The 16,382-nt window shown below is 47.2% G+C and carries 12 protein-coding genes; 6 read left to right on the forward strand and 6 right to left on the reverse strand.

Features of this window, described 5'->3' with window-relative positions; translation table 11 throughout:
- Nucleotides 1-264 precede the first annotated feature (264 nt).
- Nucleotides 265-2,499 carry a glycosyl hydrolase gene (locus EA408_03150; GenBank protein ID TVR74173.1) on the forward strand — a complete coding sequence of 745 codons (2,235 nt, stop codon included), beginning with the start codon at nt 265-267 and terminating at the stop codon, nt 2,497-2,499.
- Nucleotides 2,500-2,609: 110 nt separating this feature from the next.
- Nucleotides 2,610-4,856 carry a glycosyltransferase gene (locus tag EA408_03155; GenBank protein ID TVR74174.1) on the forward strand — a complete coding sequence of 749 codons (2,247 nt, stop codon included), beginning with the start codon at nt 2,610-2,612 and terminating at the stop codon, nt 4,854-4,856.
- Between the two features lie 149 nt (nt 4,857-5,005).
- Here the strand turns inward: EA408_03155 and EA408_03160 are convergent, their stop codons facing one another.
- Nucleotides 5,006-5,398: a phage holin family protein gene (locus EA408_03160; GenBank protein TVR74175.1), complete on the reverse strand. Its 393-nt coding sequence runs from the start codon at nt 5,396-5,398 to the stop codon at nt 5,006-5,008.
- Nucleotides 5,399-5,492: 94 nt separating this feature from the next.
- Here EA408_03160 and EA408_03165 point away from each other — a divergent pair, with 94 nt between their 5' ends.
- The 4 genes from EA408_03165 (at nt 5,493) to EA408_03180 (ending at nt 12,519) form a co-directional block, all read left to right on the forward strand.
- Nucleotides 5,493-7,622 carry an RNA-binding transcriptional accessory protein gene (locus tag EA408_03165; GenBank protein TVR74176.1) on the forward strand — a complete coding sequence of 710 codons (2,130 nt, stop codon included), beginning with the start codon at nt 5,493-5,495 and terminating at the stop codon, nt 7,620-7,622.
- 135 nt (nt 7,623-7,757) lie between these two features.
- The gene (locus tag EA408_03170) at nt 7,758-9,626 is read left to right on the forward strand and encodes a DUF4914 family protein (GenBank protein TVR74177.1); all 1,869 of its coding nucleotides are present in this window, start codon (nt 7,758-7,760) and stop codon (nt 9,624-9,626) included.
- Between the two features lie 90 nt (nt 9,627-9,716).
- Entirely contained in the window at nt 9,717-11,804 is a 2,088-nt protein-coding gene (locus tag EA408_03175; GenBank protein ID TVR74178.1) for a S9 family peptidase, read from the forward strand.
- 250 nt (nt 11,805-12,054) lie between these two features.
- Nucleotides 12,055-12,519, forward strand: a complete 465-nt coding sequence (locus tag EA408_03180) for a hypothetical protein (GenBank protein TVR74179.1) — start codon at nt 12,055-12,057, stop codon at nt 12,517-12,519.
- 201 nt (nt 12,520-12,720) lie between these two features.
- Here EA408_03180 and EA408_03185 read toward each other — a convergent pair whose 3' ends face one another.
- The 5 genes from EA408_03185 to EA408_03205 form a co-directional block, all read right to left on the reverse strand.
- Nucleotides 12,721-13,068 carry a DUF3127 domain-containing protein gene (locus tag EA408_03185; GenBank protein TVR74180.1) on the reverse strand — a complete coding sequence of 116 codons (348 nt, stop codon included), beginning with the start codon at nt 13,066-13,068 and terminating at the stop codon, nt 12,721-12,723.
- Nucleotides 13,069-13,070: 2 nt separating this feature from the next.
- Nucleotides 13,071-13,754, reverse strand: a complete 684-nt coding sequence (locus EA408_03190) for an FKBP-type peptidyl-prolyl cis-trans isomerase (GenBank protein TVR74181.1) — start codon at nt 13,752-13,754, stop codon at nt 13,071-13,073.
- A gap of 91 nt (nt 13,755-13,845) precedes the next feature.
- Nucleotides 13,846-14,526, reverse strand: a complete 681-nt coding sequence (locus EA408_03195) for an SAM-dependent methyltransferase (GenBank protein TVR74182.1) — start codon at nt 14,524-14,526, stop codon at nt 13,846-13,848.
- Between the two features lie 11 nt (nt 14,527-14,537).
- Complete coding sequence (locus EA408_03200; GenBank protein TVR74183.1) at nt 14,538-15,560, reverse strand: peptidase S41; 1,023 nt, start codon at nt 15,558-15,560, stop codon at nt 14,538-14,540.
- Between the two features lie 5 nt (nt 15,561-15,565).
- Nucleotides 15,566-16,345, reverse strand: coding sequence for a hypothetical protein (locus tag EA408_03205; GenBank protein ID TVR74184.1), 780 nt, complete (start codon nt 16,343-16,345; stop codon nt 15,566-15,568).
- Nucleotides 16,346-16,382 lie beyond the last annotated feature (37 nt).

The following is a 16,382-nucleotide window of genomic DNA, read 5'->3' on the forward strand; positions in this document are numbered from 1 at the left end:
TTCATTCGTATAAAGTATAGTTAGCAAATTGTTTAACAATGTGTTACAAATTCATAATTCGGATATTATGCTTTTCAATCCATGGAACCCGCATGGTTTGTACATGTTATTTTGTCTGCCGAAGGTTGATGCGGGTTTCATAATGTAAATAGTTGATAAGTGTTTGATTTACAATTATAAAATAAAAAATTGAATTGACATCTTTTTTTTTCATAAATTGCAGAAGAGATAATATAACGCCTTAAATCTAAACTTTCGTTGATCATGAAGCTGTTTTTTAAAATCCTTAAAATCTTTGGTTTTAGCCTTCTTGCCCTGGTCATTCTTGTTTCCGGGATTGTTTTGACCGGACTTTGGTACCGTAAGCACGATCTCAGGTTTGACAGGCAGGCTTTCCCCCAGGTGCAGAGCGAAGCCGATATAGACATTCTTGCCGGTGAACTGCTGGAGCAGATGTCGCTCGATGAAAAGCTGTGGCAGCTTTCCGGCGAAAGCCCTTTTATCACCTACCGGCGATTTTTGGGCAGCTGGTTTTTGAAGGATCAGTTCCCGCACATCTTCAGCGGCCGGAACAGGCGTTTGAATATTCCCCCGTTCGTTCTTTCCGACGGTCCCCGCGGCGCCGTTGTGGGCACCGGCAATACCAGCTTCCCTGTTGCAATGGCAAGGGGGGCCTCGTTCGACACCGATATGGAAAGGAGGGTTGGCGATGTCATGGGCATGGAGCTTAGAGCCAACAACACCAACTATCTTGCCGCCCCGTGCATTAACCTGCTGCGTCATCCGGCATGGGGAAGGGCGCAGGAGACATACGGCGAGGATCCCTGGCTGCTGGGGGAGATGGGCCTGGCGCTTGTAAGTGGCGCCCAGAGGCACAACGTGATGGCCTGTGCCAAGCATTTCGCCGTAAACAGCATCGAGAACTCAAGGTTCTACGTAGATGTCCACATGGATGAGCGCACATTACGGGAGGTTTACCTGCCGCATTTCAAAAAGGTTGTGCAGGAGGGCAACATTGCTTCCATAATGAGTGCATACAACCGTTTCAGGGGAGAATACTGCGGGCACAGCGAATACCTGCTCACGGAGATACTTCGGGAGGAGTGGGGGTTTGAGGGATTCGTTTCGAGCGACTGGGTGTTTGGTTTGCGCGATGGTGTCATGGGCATCAATGCCGGGATGGACGTAGAGATGCCGGCCAGAACATTCTATTCGCCAGGGAGAATAAAGCCTGCCCTTGAAAAGGGTGAGGTAACCATGGAGCAGATTGATGCCATGGTGCTTAGGGTTTTACGTACAAAACTGCTTTATGCGTTCAGGGATGATATCATGACCTACGATGAGAGCCTGAAAGCGAGCGACAGGAATATCAGCCTGGCAAGGGAGGTTGCAGGAAGGAGCATGGTACTTGTAAAGAACGAGGGAGTGCTTCCTTTTGACATCAGGGATATACGAACGGTTGCCGTTATCGGTGCACTTGCCGATGTTGAGAATACCGGCGACAGGGGCAGCAGCCATGTCCGTACCCCATATATTGTCACACCCTGGCAGGGTATCAGCTCTTATGCGGAAGCCAACGGGGTCAGGGCAGTTCTTTATGACGGCCATGATGCCGAGGAGGCCCGGCAGGTTGCATCTGAAGCCGATGCGGTGATCGTCGTTGCGGGTTATACTCACGAGGATGAGGGAGAGTTCATGGGCAGCACAGATGGACCGCCGCCTGATCATACAGGATCTTCAGAAGGCAGATTCACAGCAGGCGGCGACAGGCCGGATCTGCGCCTTAAGCAGCAGGACCGGGCTCTTATAGCCGCCCTTGCCGGGGTCAATCCGGCAACGGTCGTTACTTATGTCGGGGGCAGTGCGATCATGATGGAAGAGTGGCGTAATGATATACCCGCCATACTGTTTGCATGGTACGCGGGGATGGAGGGAGGCAATGCCCTGGCAGAAGTACTTTTTGGCGACGTGAATCCTGCAGCCAGACTACCCTTTACCATACCTGTCAATGAGAATGACCTTCCTTTTTTCGACAGGTGGGTTGACAGCATCACCTATGGTTATTATCACGGGTATACCCTTTTTGACAAAAAAGGCTACGAGGCTGCCTATCCTTTTGGTCACGGACTGAGTTATACAACTTTCAGCTACGGCAACCTTGAAGTCCTCACACCGGCGATAACCTGTGATGAATCCCTGGAAGTATCGGTTGAGGTTACCAATACCGGGATAAGGACCGGCGATGAAGTTGTACAATTATACATAGGGTTTGGCAATTCGGCAGCCGACAGGCCGGTGAAACTGCTCAGGGGCTTCAGAAGGATTGAGCTTTTGCCGGGAGAGACCCGGCGGGTGGAATTTGAGCTGCCGGCGTCTGAACTTGCCATGTACGATCCGGTTGCCCGGGAGTGGGTGATCGAGCAGATGGTCTACGAGATATATGCAGGTCCTTCTTCTTCGAAGGATGACCTTCTTGTTTCGGAGTTTGAAGTTTTGTAGGGTCTTCTGGTCTGAACGTGCAGCGGTATTGTGCAGGGCACGGTCAGGACCCGGATCATCTGGCAGGTATATTATTCAGGTCAAATTGTCTTTAAAATAAAATCAGGTTTATGAATATAGCATTTATAGGTACTTACCCGCCAAGAAAGTGCGGAATTGGCACATTTACAAAAAATATGGTAAAGGCGATACTGGCGAATACCGGGCATAAGAATCCGCACGAAAGCATGATGATCGTGGCATTGAACGAAGATAACCAGGAGTTTGATTATCCGCCCGAGGTTAAGTTTACCATACGGCAGAACCGGCAGCGGGATTATGCCGATGCTGCAAGATATATCAACTTCAGCGAAACTGATCTGTGCATACTCGAACACGAATTCGGCATCTACGGCGGCGACGACGGGGTCTACATCCTGCCCCTGCTTCACAGGCTGGAGGTCCCGCTGATCGTTACCTTCCACACAGTGCTGAAGGAACCTTCCTATACACAGCGGTCCATCGTCGAGGAGATCGGGAAGAAGGCAGCCCGCATAGTGGTAATGAGCCGTCGCGCATTTACCTTTCTCAGGGAGATATATCACATACCCGCCGAAAAGATTGAGGTCATTGAACATGGTGTTCCTGAATTTGAAAAGCTTTCGCGGAAAAAGGCGAAAGAGAGGTTCGGGCTCGAGGAGAGAAAGGTGCTGCTGACATTCGGACTCCTGGGGAGGAGTAAGGGAGTGGAGACCGTTATCAACGCATTGCCTGCCATTGTTGAAAAACATCCCGACGTGCTGTATATTGTGCTTGGGGCAACCCATCCATCGGTGCTGCGGCATACCGGCGAGGAGTACCGTAATTTTCTCAGGCGTATTGTCAAGACCAAAGGACTTGAAAAGCATGTATACTTCAACAATGAATTTGTGGCCGAGGACAGGTTATTTGAATACCTGAGTGCCACAGATGTATACATAACGCCCTATCCCAATGAGGCACAGATTACCAGCGGTACGCTGTCATATGCTGTCGGTTCAGGTTGTGCTGTTGTTTCCACGCCCTACTGGCATGCCCAGGAGCTTCTCGGGAACGGAAGGGGGCGGCTGTTCGATTTCAGGGATACCGCGCAGCTTGCCTCAATAGTTGATGAGCTGCTGTCAGATCCCGAAAAACTTTCCGCGCTAAGGGAAAAATCAAGAGAATACGGCAAAAAACTCAGGTGGCCAAAAATTGGCAAGCAGTACCTGTACCTTGCCGAGTTTGTGTGTGACAACTGGGAAAAAGAGCCAAAGCCCGAAAAGCAGGCAATAGACCTGTCGCTTATGCCTTCATATGATCTTTCACATGTTAAAAGGCTTACCGACGACACCGGTATAGTGCAGCATGCCAAATACGGCATCCCCAACCTCAAGGAGGGATATTGTGTAGACGACAACTCCCGGGCACTCCTGATGTCCATCCTTGCCTGGAGGCAGAACAGGGACGAGGATTCCCTCAAGCTGATGCCTGTCTATCTCAGTTTCCTCCACTATATGCAGAGAGAGGACGGTAATTTCAGGAATTTTCTCAGTTTCAGCCGGCAGTTCCTGGATGAGCATGGTTCGGAAGATTCTTTCGGCCGTTCTGTATGGGCGCTCGCCTATCTTATAAGATTTGCACCCAATGATGCCTTCAAGCAGATAGGCAGGGAAATATTCTTCAGGTCGGTGCCTCATTTTGATAATCTGCAATCGTTAAGAGGTATAGCTAACACTGTGATTGGGATATGTTATTACCTTAAAGCGACTCCTGATGATGAGGCGATGGTGAAAAAGATGAAGAGCCTGGTATCGGTTATCATGGAGGCATATAAAGACAACCGGGACGGGGACTGGCAATGGTTTGAAAAGATAATGACATATGATAATGCCATCCTTCCACTTGCTCTCTTTTCAGCCTATGAGATAACCGGTGAGGATGAAATGCTTAATATTGCCATTGAATCAACTACTTTTTTGGAATCGGTTACTTTCAGGAACGGATGTCTGGTACCCGTCGGCAACCAGGGATGGTACGAGAAGGGGGGCAGAGTTCCGGAATTCGACCAGCAATCCATTGACGTTATGGCAATGGTGCTGATGTACTACAGGGCTTTCCAGGTGACTATGGACCGCACCTGTATAGAGAAGATGTTTGCTTCATACCTCTGGTTCCTTGGAGAAAATTCACTCCGGCTACCACTTTATGATCATGAGACCTGTGGTGGATGTGACGGACTTGAAAGGCAGGGGGTGAACAGGAACCAGGGGGCTGAAAGCACCCTTGCGTACTGGATATCACATCTTACCGTGCTTGCCGCGCAGGAGAAGGAGCACCTGCTCATCGGCAACCAGTGACAGGGGTATATTTTATATAGAACCACACAAGGGCGTACGTTACGATGTAGTTCAACCTGAAGGCCCGGAGCAATGGTAGATGACCAGTTGACTTACCAGTTCCGCCGGATTGTGTCAGAACCTTGAAAATGGATCTATTCAGGATGAAATCACTCGCGCCGGTAACTTCTTGTCTCCCCGTGATATACCCGTCTGCTGGGCGGGGGAGGTCCCAGCAGTTGCTCTATCAGGTAGGTGGCAGCCGACAACAGAATGCTGAACAGTATTGCCTTCCAGAAAGTTTCAACAAAAAAGCCCCGCACCCATGCTCCGGCCATCCATATTATCAGTCCGTTAATTACGAGAAGGAACAACCCGAAAGTTAATATGGTTACCGGTATGGTCAGAACTATCAGGATCGGTTTTACTATCAGATTGAGGATGGCTAGCAGGAGAGCCACCCATAATGCGGTGGTGAATGAGACAACCTCTACTCCGGGTATAAGCCATGCAATTCCCATAATGGCGATTGCGATCAGTATGAATTTGGTTATTGTGCGCATAGGGTTAAGTATGGTTTCTTAACAAAGGTATATAAATCGGCAGATAAAAAGGATTAACTTTGGAGATTTTAAAAAAAGTTGGAGCGGTAGTGTGATGAACAGACTACATGTACACAGGATAGCGAATGAACTGGACCTTAACCCGGCGCAGGTTGAGAACACCATAAAGCTGCTGGCAGAGGGCTCAACTGTTCCCTTTATCAGCAGGTACAGGAAAGAGCTCACGGGCAGTCTTGATGAGGTAATGATTGCCGAAATAAAGGATAAGGCAGGCAAGCTTGCCGAGATGGATAAGCGCAGGGATGCGATCCTTAAATCTCTTGAGGACCAGGGCAATCTCACTCCTGAATTGAAGCAGAAGATCGGCAGTGCGCAGAGTATTACTGAGCTGGAAGACATCTACCTGCCTTACAGGCCCAAGAGGAAGACAAGGGCCTCGGTCGCAAGGGAGCGCGGACTGGAACCTCTGGCTGTGATTATGATGGAGCAACGTTTTAATGATCTGGACGAAAGGGCTTTGAAGTTTTTGTCAGACGAAGTCCCCGAAGTCCCCGATGCGTTGCAGGGGGCGAGGGATATCGTTGCCGAATGGGTAAGTGAAAACCAGGATGCACGTAATCGCATAAGGGGACTTTTTGAAAGGGAAGCAGTCATAACCTCCAGGATTGTAAGGAACATGGAGGAGGAAGGTGCCAAGTTCAGAGACTACTTCAGCTTTGAAGAGAGGCTCGCACGTTGCCCGTCACACAGAATTCTTGCGTTGAGAAGGGGCGAGGAGGAGGGTGTATTGAAACTCTCAATCGAGCCTCCTGTTGAGAAGGCACTGGAGATTCTTCACCGTTTGTTTGTAAAGGGCAGTAAAGAATCTTCCCGGCAGGTTGAGGAAGCGGTAAATGACAGCTACAGGAGGTTGCTGGGGCCCTCAATTGAGAATGAATTCCGATCGTTCTCGAAGGAGAAAGCCGATACTGAAGCGATATCTGTCTTTGCCGAAAACCTGAGGCAGCTTTTGCTTGCACCGCCATTGGGGCAAAAACGTATCCTGGCAATAGATCCTGGTTACCGTACCGGTTGCAAGGTTGTTTGCCTTGATGAGCAGGGCAACCTGCTGCACAATGAGACAATTTACCCCCACCCGCCTCAGAGTGAGGGCCGGATGGCTGCAAAAAAGATAGCCTCGCTTGTCAACCAGTACAAAATTGAGGCAATATCCATCGGTAACGGCACCGCATCGCGTGAAACCGAGAACTTCATCAGGAAGGTTAAATTTGACAGGGATGTCAGTGTCTTCATGGTAAATGAGAGCGGGGCATCTGTCTATTCGGCATCACAGGTTGCAAGAGAAGAGTTCCCCGGTTATGATGTAACCGTGCGCGGAGCCGTATCAATAGGACGAAGGCTCTCTGATCCCCTCGCCGAACTGGTTAAGATAGATCCGAAGTCCATAGGGGTGGGCCAGTATCAGCATGATGTCGATCAGGGAAGGCTTAAGACCGGACTCGACCAGGTGGTGGAGAGTTGCGTGAACCTGGTGGGTGTTAATCTCAATACAGCAAGCAGGCACTTGCTCACATATGTATCCGGACTTGGTCCCCAGTTGGCCGGAAATATTGTTGAATTCCGCAAAGAGAACGGACCCTTTGCATCAAGAGAAGATCTGAAAGGGGTCCCAAGGCTGGGAGCAAAGGCATTTGAGCAGTGTGCAGGTTTCCTCCGTATTCCCGGTGCACCTAATCAGCTTGATAATTCGGCTGTCCACCCCGAGTCCTATAATATTGTCGAACGTATGGCCGGAGATATGGGCGCAGCCATTGAGGACCTGATAAAGAAGAAGGAAATACGGGAAAAACTTGATTTGAATAAATATGTAACAGAAACCACGGGATTACCTACACTTAATGATATAATGGCCGAGCTGGCCAAGCCCGGAAGGGACCCCCGCAGCAAGATTGAGGTTTTTGAGTTCTCACCCGATGTTTTCGGTATTGGCGACCTGAAGCCGGGGTTGGTTCTTCCCGGAATAGTCACCAATATAACTAATTTCGGAGCTTTTGTCGATATTGGTGTAAAGCAGGACGGACTGGTGCATATATCGCAGATGGCCGACAGGTTCGTAAAAAATCCCAATGATGTGGTTAAGCTCCATCAGAGTGTGAGGGTAAAGGTACTGGAGGTGGATGAAGCCCGCAAACGCATTCAGCTTAGCATGAAGGGCCTGAACTGAGTGCCGGGAATTATTTATTATCCTCATATAGTATTGTTTTTATAAGTATATTTATAATTTTGCGGCGGTTTATGGGTGTGGTTTATTGATCGAATGCATAATTAAATTTTTGATTATTTAACCTCTTAATCTATCATGTTACCAGATAATATCAGTCTGCCCGAGGAGGTTTCCGGCCTTCTCTCAAAATGTCCTGATTGTAAGTTATTCACAAGTTCCGCAGAACTTGCAGATGCAGCGGTTGGAGGCAAGGAAAATAACAGCTTTGAGGTCAGCTATGAAATCAAAGGAAAGGGTAAGCATGTGGAAGCCATGGTTCACCGGGTTGCCAACGGTATCTCTGTGAACTATACAGAGACCTACATGAGAAGAAGGGATCCTGACACCCTGGTGGTTGCCGATGATAAACCAAGTGATAAGGAGAGGTTCAGTGACAAGTATGGCAGTGAGTTCAGTCCGTTGCGCCAGGAAACGATTGACTGGCTTATTGAACAGCAACTTGGATATTTCATATTCAAGATCGGCCCTTCCGAATTCAGTTATTATGGTATAGCCATTGCACCGGCAAATGCTGCATTTTTCTGTATGGGGCTGTCACTGCTTCAGAAAATAATCGATCCGGCTGAAGTAAAAGAAGAAATAGCTGTAAAATCTGTAGTTTATGTAGCACCCACTTTCAGGCATACACATTTTGATGGAAAACAGGTTGTGGTGCACAACCGGACAGACGAAGTTTATGAAATATTTTCCTACAATCTTTATCCCGGACCCAGCGCAAAAAAGGGTATCTATGGCGTACTTCTCAGCATAGGAGAATTTGAGGGATGGTCAGCCCCGCACTGTTCGGCGGTCCAGAGCGTAAGTCCCTATGACAATATAACAACATTCATGCACGAGGGTGCCAGTGGGGGAGGAAAAAGTGAAATGCTCCAGATGATCGTCCGTGAGCCTGAAGGCTCTGTCGAGATAGGTGAAAATACCATCACCGGCGAGAAAAGGGCAACTGCAATCCCGCAGTTTTGCAAGATCAACCCTGTATGCGATGATATGGGCATAGTCCATCCATCATATGAAACCGGCGGAATGAGATTGCGAATCATGGATGCTGAGCACGGCTGGTTTATAAGGACGGACAATATTACGGGTTACGGATGCGAACCTCAGATTGAGAAACTTACCATAAACTCCACGGAACCGCTTCTGTTTCTGAATATCCGCACCAATCCCGGCGGAACGGCACTCATATGGAACCATATCGAAGACGAACCCGGTAAGCCATGTCCCAATCCCCGTGTGGTTGTCCCCAGGCAGATATTCCCCGGTGTTGTTAATAAACCTGTTTCAGTTGACGTAAGGAGCTTTGGTGTGCGCACTCCTCCGTGCTCGGCAGAAAACCCAAGCTATGGAATAATAGGGCTGTTCCATATTTTGCCGCCGGCCCTTGCATGGTTATGGAGGCTTGTATCGCCAAGGGGGCATGCTAATCCAAGTATAGTTGATTCTGACAAGATGGGCAGCGAGGGAGTAGGCTCATACTGGCCTTTTGCTACAGGGCTTAAGGTAACGCATGCCAACCTTCTTCTGGACCAGATCGTGAATAATACCGTTACCCAGTATGTTTTGACCCCCAACCAGTATATAGGTGTCTGGAAGGTTGGGTTCAAACCGCAGCTGCTGATGCGTGAGTACCTTACAAGAAGGGGCAATGCCAAGTTCAGGGCAGAACAGTACCAGTCCGCCCGGTGCCCCCTGCTCGGTTTTGAACTTAACTACCTTACAATAGAGGGGTCGAAGATCCCATCACGCTTTCTTAAGGTTTACAGACAGGAAGCAGTAGGTTTTGAGGGTTATGACAAAGGTGCTGAAATTCTTAAGGCATTTTTCCATGAGCAGCTTCCGCAGTACCAGGTCAACGGGCTGTCTGATCTGGGACGCAGGATAATTGAAACATGCCTTGACAATGGGAATGTTGAAGATTATGAAAGTTTAATTGAAAAAAGGTAAAGACTGCATATTAATCGGTATTGATCAGCCAGGGTTCATTTTAATATAAAAGCGATGCAAACCTATCCACAACGATTATCAGCCTTAGTTATGCTAACCATTTTCTTTATGATATCAGGATCCTGCAAGGATCATGTGCCAAGTCCTCCGGTTGCGGAAAAAATACCCCATGAGATAACCACCCACGGGCATACGCGTATTGACAATTACTACTGGCTGCGTGAAAGGGAGAATCCTGAGGTGATCGGGTACCTGGAAGAGGAAAACGAATATACCACTAAAATGCTCCGGCACACCGAAGAATTGCAGGAGAATTTGTACAATGAAATAATCGGAAGAATAAAGCAGACCGATGAATCAGTCCCCTATTTTGATAACGGCTACTACTATTACACCCGTTACGAAGAGGGGTTTGAGTTCCCGGTATATTGCAGGCGCAAGGGAAGCATGGATGCTGACGAGGAGATAATGTTAAATGTAAATGATATGGCCGGGGGGCACAGCTTTTTTCAGGTCGCCGGCCTGAATGTTAGTCCCGATAACAGGATACTTGCATTTGGCATCGATACTGTGGGCAGGAGGAGATATGCCCTTCACTTCAAGGATCTTGTCACCGGTGAACTATTATCCGATATGATCTCCGAAACAAACGGATATGTTGCCTGGAGCAATGACAGCCGTACACTCTTCTACACTACCCAGAACAATATTACACTCCGAGCAGAGAATGTGTACCGGCACGCTCTTGGTGATGATCCGGCCAGCCGCAGACTTGTGTATCACGAGGATGATGAGACCTACAGGGTTGCAGTATTTACCACAAAATCAAAAGAGTATGTTATGATAGTGTCATCAAGCACTCTTTCGACCGAGTACAGGTATGTCAGCGCAGGAGATCCTTTTTCTGATTTCAGGGTATTCCATCCCCGTGAGAGTGATATGCGCTATAGTGTTGATCATCATGGTGGCAGGTTTTATATTGTGACTAACTGGGAGGCAGTGAACTTCCGGCTTATGGAGACCCCTGAGGGCCGAACCGGCAAGGAACACTGGAAGGAGCTGGTTGGCCACAGGGATGATGTATTGCTAAGTGGAATTGAGATTTTCAATGACCACCTGGTGCTTTCTGAGAGGAAGAACGGGCTACGTCAGATTTATATTTACAACTGGGATGATATGTCAGGTCATTACCTTGAATTTCCAGAAGAAGTATATACTGCTGCAGTGTCTGTCAATCCTGACTTTGACAGCGACATGCTCAGGTACAGCTACAGCTCTCTGACAACTCCCAATTCGGTTTTCGATTATAACATGAAGACGGGAGAACGGGTGCTCCTCAAGCAGGATGAGGTTATAGGTGATTTTGACCCGGATAATTACCAGGCCCGGAGATTGTATGCCACCGCCGGTGACGGGACTAAAATACCGGTATCGCTGGTTTACCGAAAAGGCATTGAAAGGGACGGTTCAAATCCGCTTTTGCTTTATGCCTATGGGTCATATGGATCAAGTACCGACCCTCGTTTCAGTTCGGTGAGGCTAAGTCTGCTTGACCGGGGGTTTATTTATGCCATAGCACATGTCAGGGGAGGACAGGAGATGGGCCGATACTGGTATGAGGAAGGCAAGTTGCTGAACAAGAAAAATACCTTCACCGATTTTAATGATTGTGCTCAATATCTCATTGACCAGAATTATACCAATCAGAGAATGCTCTTTGCCCGGGGAGGAAGTGCCGGGGGGTTGCTTATTGGCGCCGTAATAAATATGAGGCCCGATCTTTACCGCGGGGTCATTGCTGCCGTACCATTTGTCGATGTGGTGACCACAATGCTGGATGAAAGCATACCTCTAACAACTTCCGAATATGATGAATGGGGAAACCCCAACATTGAAGAGTTCTATCACTATATGCTGTCGTATTCCCCGTACGACCAGGTGACCCGCCAGGGATACCCGGCGATGCTCGTTACAACAGGTCTTCACGACTCACAGGTGCAGTACTGGGAACCTGCCAAGTGGGTTGCTAAATTGAGAGAATACAAAACCTGCGACAACCCGCTGTTGCTATATACCAATATGGAAGCCGGGCATGGCGGCGCAGCGGGCCGATACAGGCGATACCGGGAGATTGCAATGGAATACGCCTTCCTGATCGACCTTGCGGGAGTAAAATGAAAAAGGGCATAATATAATTATAACTTCATGAGCAGCCGGTATCACCGGCTGTTTTTTATGCCGTGTTCGCCTGTGACCGGTTACTGTACGTATTCGTACAGCAAAATCGTATTGTTGGCTGCTTCTGAGCATGAATATTTTATCTGTATTTTATTAAAGCGCATAAAAACAGACACATATAAGGTTTGGCACGACTTTGGTTACTCTTGGGGTAAATTATTATAAACCAAAAATACGGAGGAACCAAAAAATGAAAAAAGCAACTATTTTAATCGTTATTGCACTTGCATGTGCCACATCAGCAGTAAAAGCCGAAGTACCCGATTACGTTCTTACCACAGATGAGGTAACCTATTATGACAGGGTCAGGGTCGGTATTACAAGCAGTCTTGTTGGAATTGGTAAAGAAGCCAGGAGCAGATACCAGGCCGAGGATATTGTCTCTTTCAGGAGAGACGGCCGTACCTACTCCAGGATGCCTGTTATAAAAAACAACAAGCCTAATGGCCGCCATAGTTTCATGGAGCTGAAGGCTTACCGGAACGGACTGAGCGTTTACAAGCATGTTGAGCATCAGGGAAGTGGCATTCAGCCTGCAGAAACCTACCTGGTTTACAACAACAAGGGCGAGTACGTTCTTACCTTCACCAGACAGAACTACAAAACACTAAACCAGTTCTTTTGGGGATCATCCAGGGTTCTGGCAGCTAAGTAGGGTAGGGCAGAAAGAATTCTGCTTCATTATAAATTCAAAAGAGGCTGTCTCAAAAGGGCAGCCTCTTTTGAATCTGCAGACCAAATTGCTTACGAGATGATAATCATTGCATTGTTATTATTAGCGATACGGGTTTATTTGCTCGAGCCGCGGTTTTTTCCCGTGAGCTATCTGTGCAGGATTGCTTGTAGTTACCTTTTATCAGAATGGCAAAAGATCTTCGTCAGAGGGAGGGGGCACATCTTCCCCGGGTGGCGGCACCGGAGTATCCGGCGAAACAGCCTTTTCAATTTTCCATGCCTTTACATCGGTATACCACCGTTCATTGAACTCCCTTGATTCTATGTTGACGTTTACCGAAACCTGATCGCCGGCCTGAAGTGCACCTGCTTCTTCAGCCCTGTCCCCCCAGGCGCTGATACATATTTTCCTTGCAAAATCGCCCGGTGTCTCAATAATGAAATCCTGTTTTACCCATGGGCCGTTTTTGCCTGTTCCGCTTTGCGCAGGAAGGATTTGCAGAACTTTGCCTTCAAGAACTACATTCATTTTTAATCAGAGACTATATCAAGAAGTTCCACCTCAAATATTAGCATCATGTAGGGTTCAATCATCCCACCCTGCCTCGGATTGGCACCATATGCCAGATCCTGGGGTATGAAAATCCTCCACTTTGACCCGACAGGCATCAGCTGCAGTGCTTCTGTCCATCCTGGAATAACACGGTTAAGCTGGAATTGTGCGGGCTCATTCCTTGAGTAGGAGCTGTCAAACTCGGTACCGTCAATAAGTGTTCCCCTGTAATGCACTACCACCTCATCTTCTGCCGACGGACGCGGACCTTCACCCATCTCAATAACCTCATACTGAATACCTGATTCGGTGACTGTCACGCCCTCTCTCAGCATGTTTTCAGCAAGGAAATTCTCTCCCTCTTCAAGGTTTTCGCCAAACTGCATCTTCGCGAAGTACTCATTAAGGTACATATTTGCTTCCTCCGGGTTAAACATAGTGCTCTCATTATTTATCATTTCTGATATGGCAAGCGCTATAGCTTCAGGATTAATATCTTCCAGGCCGCTCGTCATGAGACTGTGTCCGAATGTTATACCAATTGCATAACTTATGGTGTCTGCCTCCGTTTTCAGGTCTGACCTTTCAGTCCTGCCTTGTCCGCAGGAATTAAAAACAATTGTCAGTGAGAGTAAAAGTGTTGTTAGAATTTTGAATTTCATCTGTTTGCGGTTTTATTAATTATTATCATATTGAAAGCCTAAAAGCCACGAAAGTAAAGCAAAAAAATAAGAAAAGTATAATTATTCCTCTTTATTTTGTTTTGTTTGGTTCTTCAAAAGATTTGAAAGCCAATGTGATTTGCCTTTTTCCGCGGGGACCGGGTACACGTATGACCCTGAGTCCCCCCGCCTGCATATTTCTTCTCACTTCTCCCTTTGAGGAGTATGTGGAAAGCAGTCCTCCGTCACTCATCATAGATGATATTTTCGAAAAGATTTCAACTGTCCACATTTCAGGTTGCACATCCGGGCCGAATGCATCAAAATAGACAATATCGTATTTACTGGCAGTTTCGTACCCGGTTATGTCACATATTATTTTTTTAATTCTGAACCGGGAAGAAATTGCTGTCTCTGCTCCCCAACTGCATTCATGTATTTTTCTGAAAAAGGAATTCGGCTTATCTGCTCCCAGGTGCTTTTCAAATTGACTCCATTCGGCTCTTTCAAGCGGAAACAACTCCACAGAGTGATAAACAACCGTTCTGTCGCTTTTTTCTGCCTCCAGGCATGTCAGCCAGGCATTCAGTCCGGTACCGAGCCCAACTTCAAAAACTGAAACAACCTTCTTGTCCGATTTTCTGAACCCATTTTCAATAAATACATGTTCAGATTCATCCCGGGCGCCATACAATGAGTGGTAATACTCATTCAAATAGGGTACATAGAAGGTGGGTGAGCCGTCGTCAGTTATCTTAATGATACGCTGCATGATACAGAATGTCAGTTCTTTGAGGTATTTGTTCCGGAAATGTGTTCAAGGGCAGCCTCAATTATTGTGTCAATACCGTCTCTTAAATCGTTTGCAGACAGACGGACGTTGATGTCGGGCGGGATGCCGTTCTCCACATTAAAACCATTATATGCCAGCGTCATAGTCCTCGGTATCCTGAAACGCCATCCGTTATATAACTCATAATCATATGGTGTGCCTCCGCCACCGCCAGTTGTGTCACCCATTATGGTGACATGAGGGAGTGATGACATATAAAGCACGAAGTCGTTTGTTGCACTGTAAACCCTCCTGTTTGTAAGGACAACCACCTTCCCGGTATATTGCTTGTCGCCCAGCGGGCCAACAAAATTGGGTTGGGGCGCGGTGAAGTCATTATGTCCCGGACCGGATTTGTAGAGCGTGTAGGATACAAGCCTTCTTTTGTCGGCAAATCTTCCCGTGATAATTTCACCGCTACTGCCAAATCCGCCGCTGTTGTTCCTTACATCAAAAATTATTCCCCTTGTATCATAGAGCCTTTCAATAACAGCATCGATATCGGCGTTATTTATTCTTTCTGAAAAAGAGCCTATATAAACATAGCCTATGGAATCAAACACTTTGGTGTAAAACGGTCCCCAGGTTTCATAATCGTCAATAAGGTAATATTGTTCAAGAAGTTCAGAGTTGAAATTGGGTGAGAATAAAGAATACCATTCCACATTTCTCGAGTTGCCGAAACCCGAATAGAGATTTACGTGGCCGTCACGCAGTTCAAAGAGCATTCCGGATAAAACTTGAAAAAGCTCACTGTCTGAAAGTTCATTGCTGATACGGGGCCGGTAACTGTCGTAAATAGAATCCCAATTTATATTTTTGTATTCAAAGAAGGAGTAATTCCGGTCTATTATTTCCCACATAAGCTCAAAGTTGTTTACCGGGGTGTCCTCGCAATCACTTTCTATCAGCAGCTTTTCGCAGGATAAAACGATCGTGGCAATAAACAGTGATATAAAGATTAACTTGTGCATATTTCCTATAAACTAAAAAATGTTTTGATGGATATTCCGTGCATTGCCGATTCCAGGCGATTTTCGTTCATGTGGCTGAAGTATTGCCATTTGTAGCCCAACTGGATTTTATTACCGCTGGACAGTGTACGTTCAATTGCTGTTTCTGTCACGGCACCGGCAAACCGGTTAAGGGAAGCGATTTCAATGCTACTGAAAAAACTTCTGATATTACCCGTGTTGTGATCCAGGAATCCCTCCGGCTTTATGTAGGACTGGGAGGGTCGCACAATAAAAGATATTACCGGTATGCTTGCGGTGAATGAGACCATGAAGTCCCTTCCCATTATATTTATGGCGTCTGATATTGATCCGGTAACATTAAGTGTGCTGAAGCTGTAATTCTTTTTGGCGCTGTTCATGAGGTTGTTGTGCTCATAGAAACCTATATTTGAGGTCATTGTACCGCCTGCATGCAGCCTGATTTTTTCCCCGGTAAGGGTTCCTGCATACCTTAGAAGCTGAAAATCGAGACTGCCCCTGATACTTATTATCTCTGAGCCATCAGGTCCCGGATATATCGCTGGTATGATCCTGCCCCATGAAAAATTTGTGCTTATGCCTGCCAGTGTGCTGTCGCTGATATAATAATACCCTGCCTGAGCCAGCCCGTAATGACCGCTGTAGTATAGAGGGGATATACCTCTGTCCCTCAGTCCCCCTGCTTGCCACCCGCCTCCAAAACCAATATGCCTTTTTGCACTGTTCCCCGCATATGTTTCTTGCGGAGCTTGCAGAAAGGTCATAATGATCAGGATAATAATAGTCCTAATATACTTCGCC

The organism is Marinilabiliales bacterium (assembly GCA_007695015.1).
Classification (GTDB): domain Bacteria; phylum Bacteroidota; class Bacteroidia; order Bacteroidales; family PUMT01; genus PXAP01.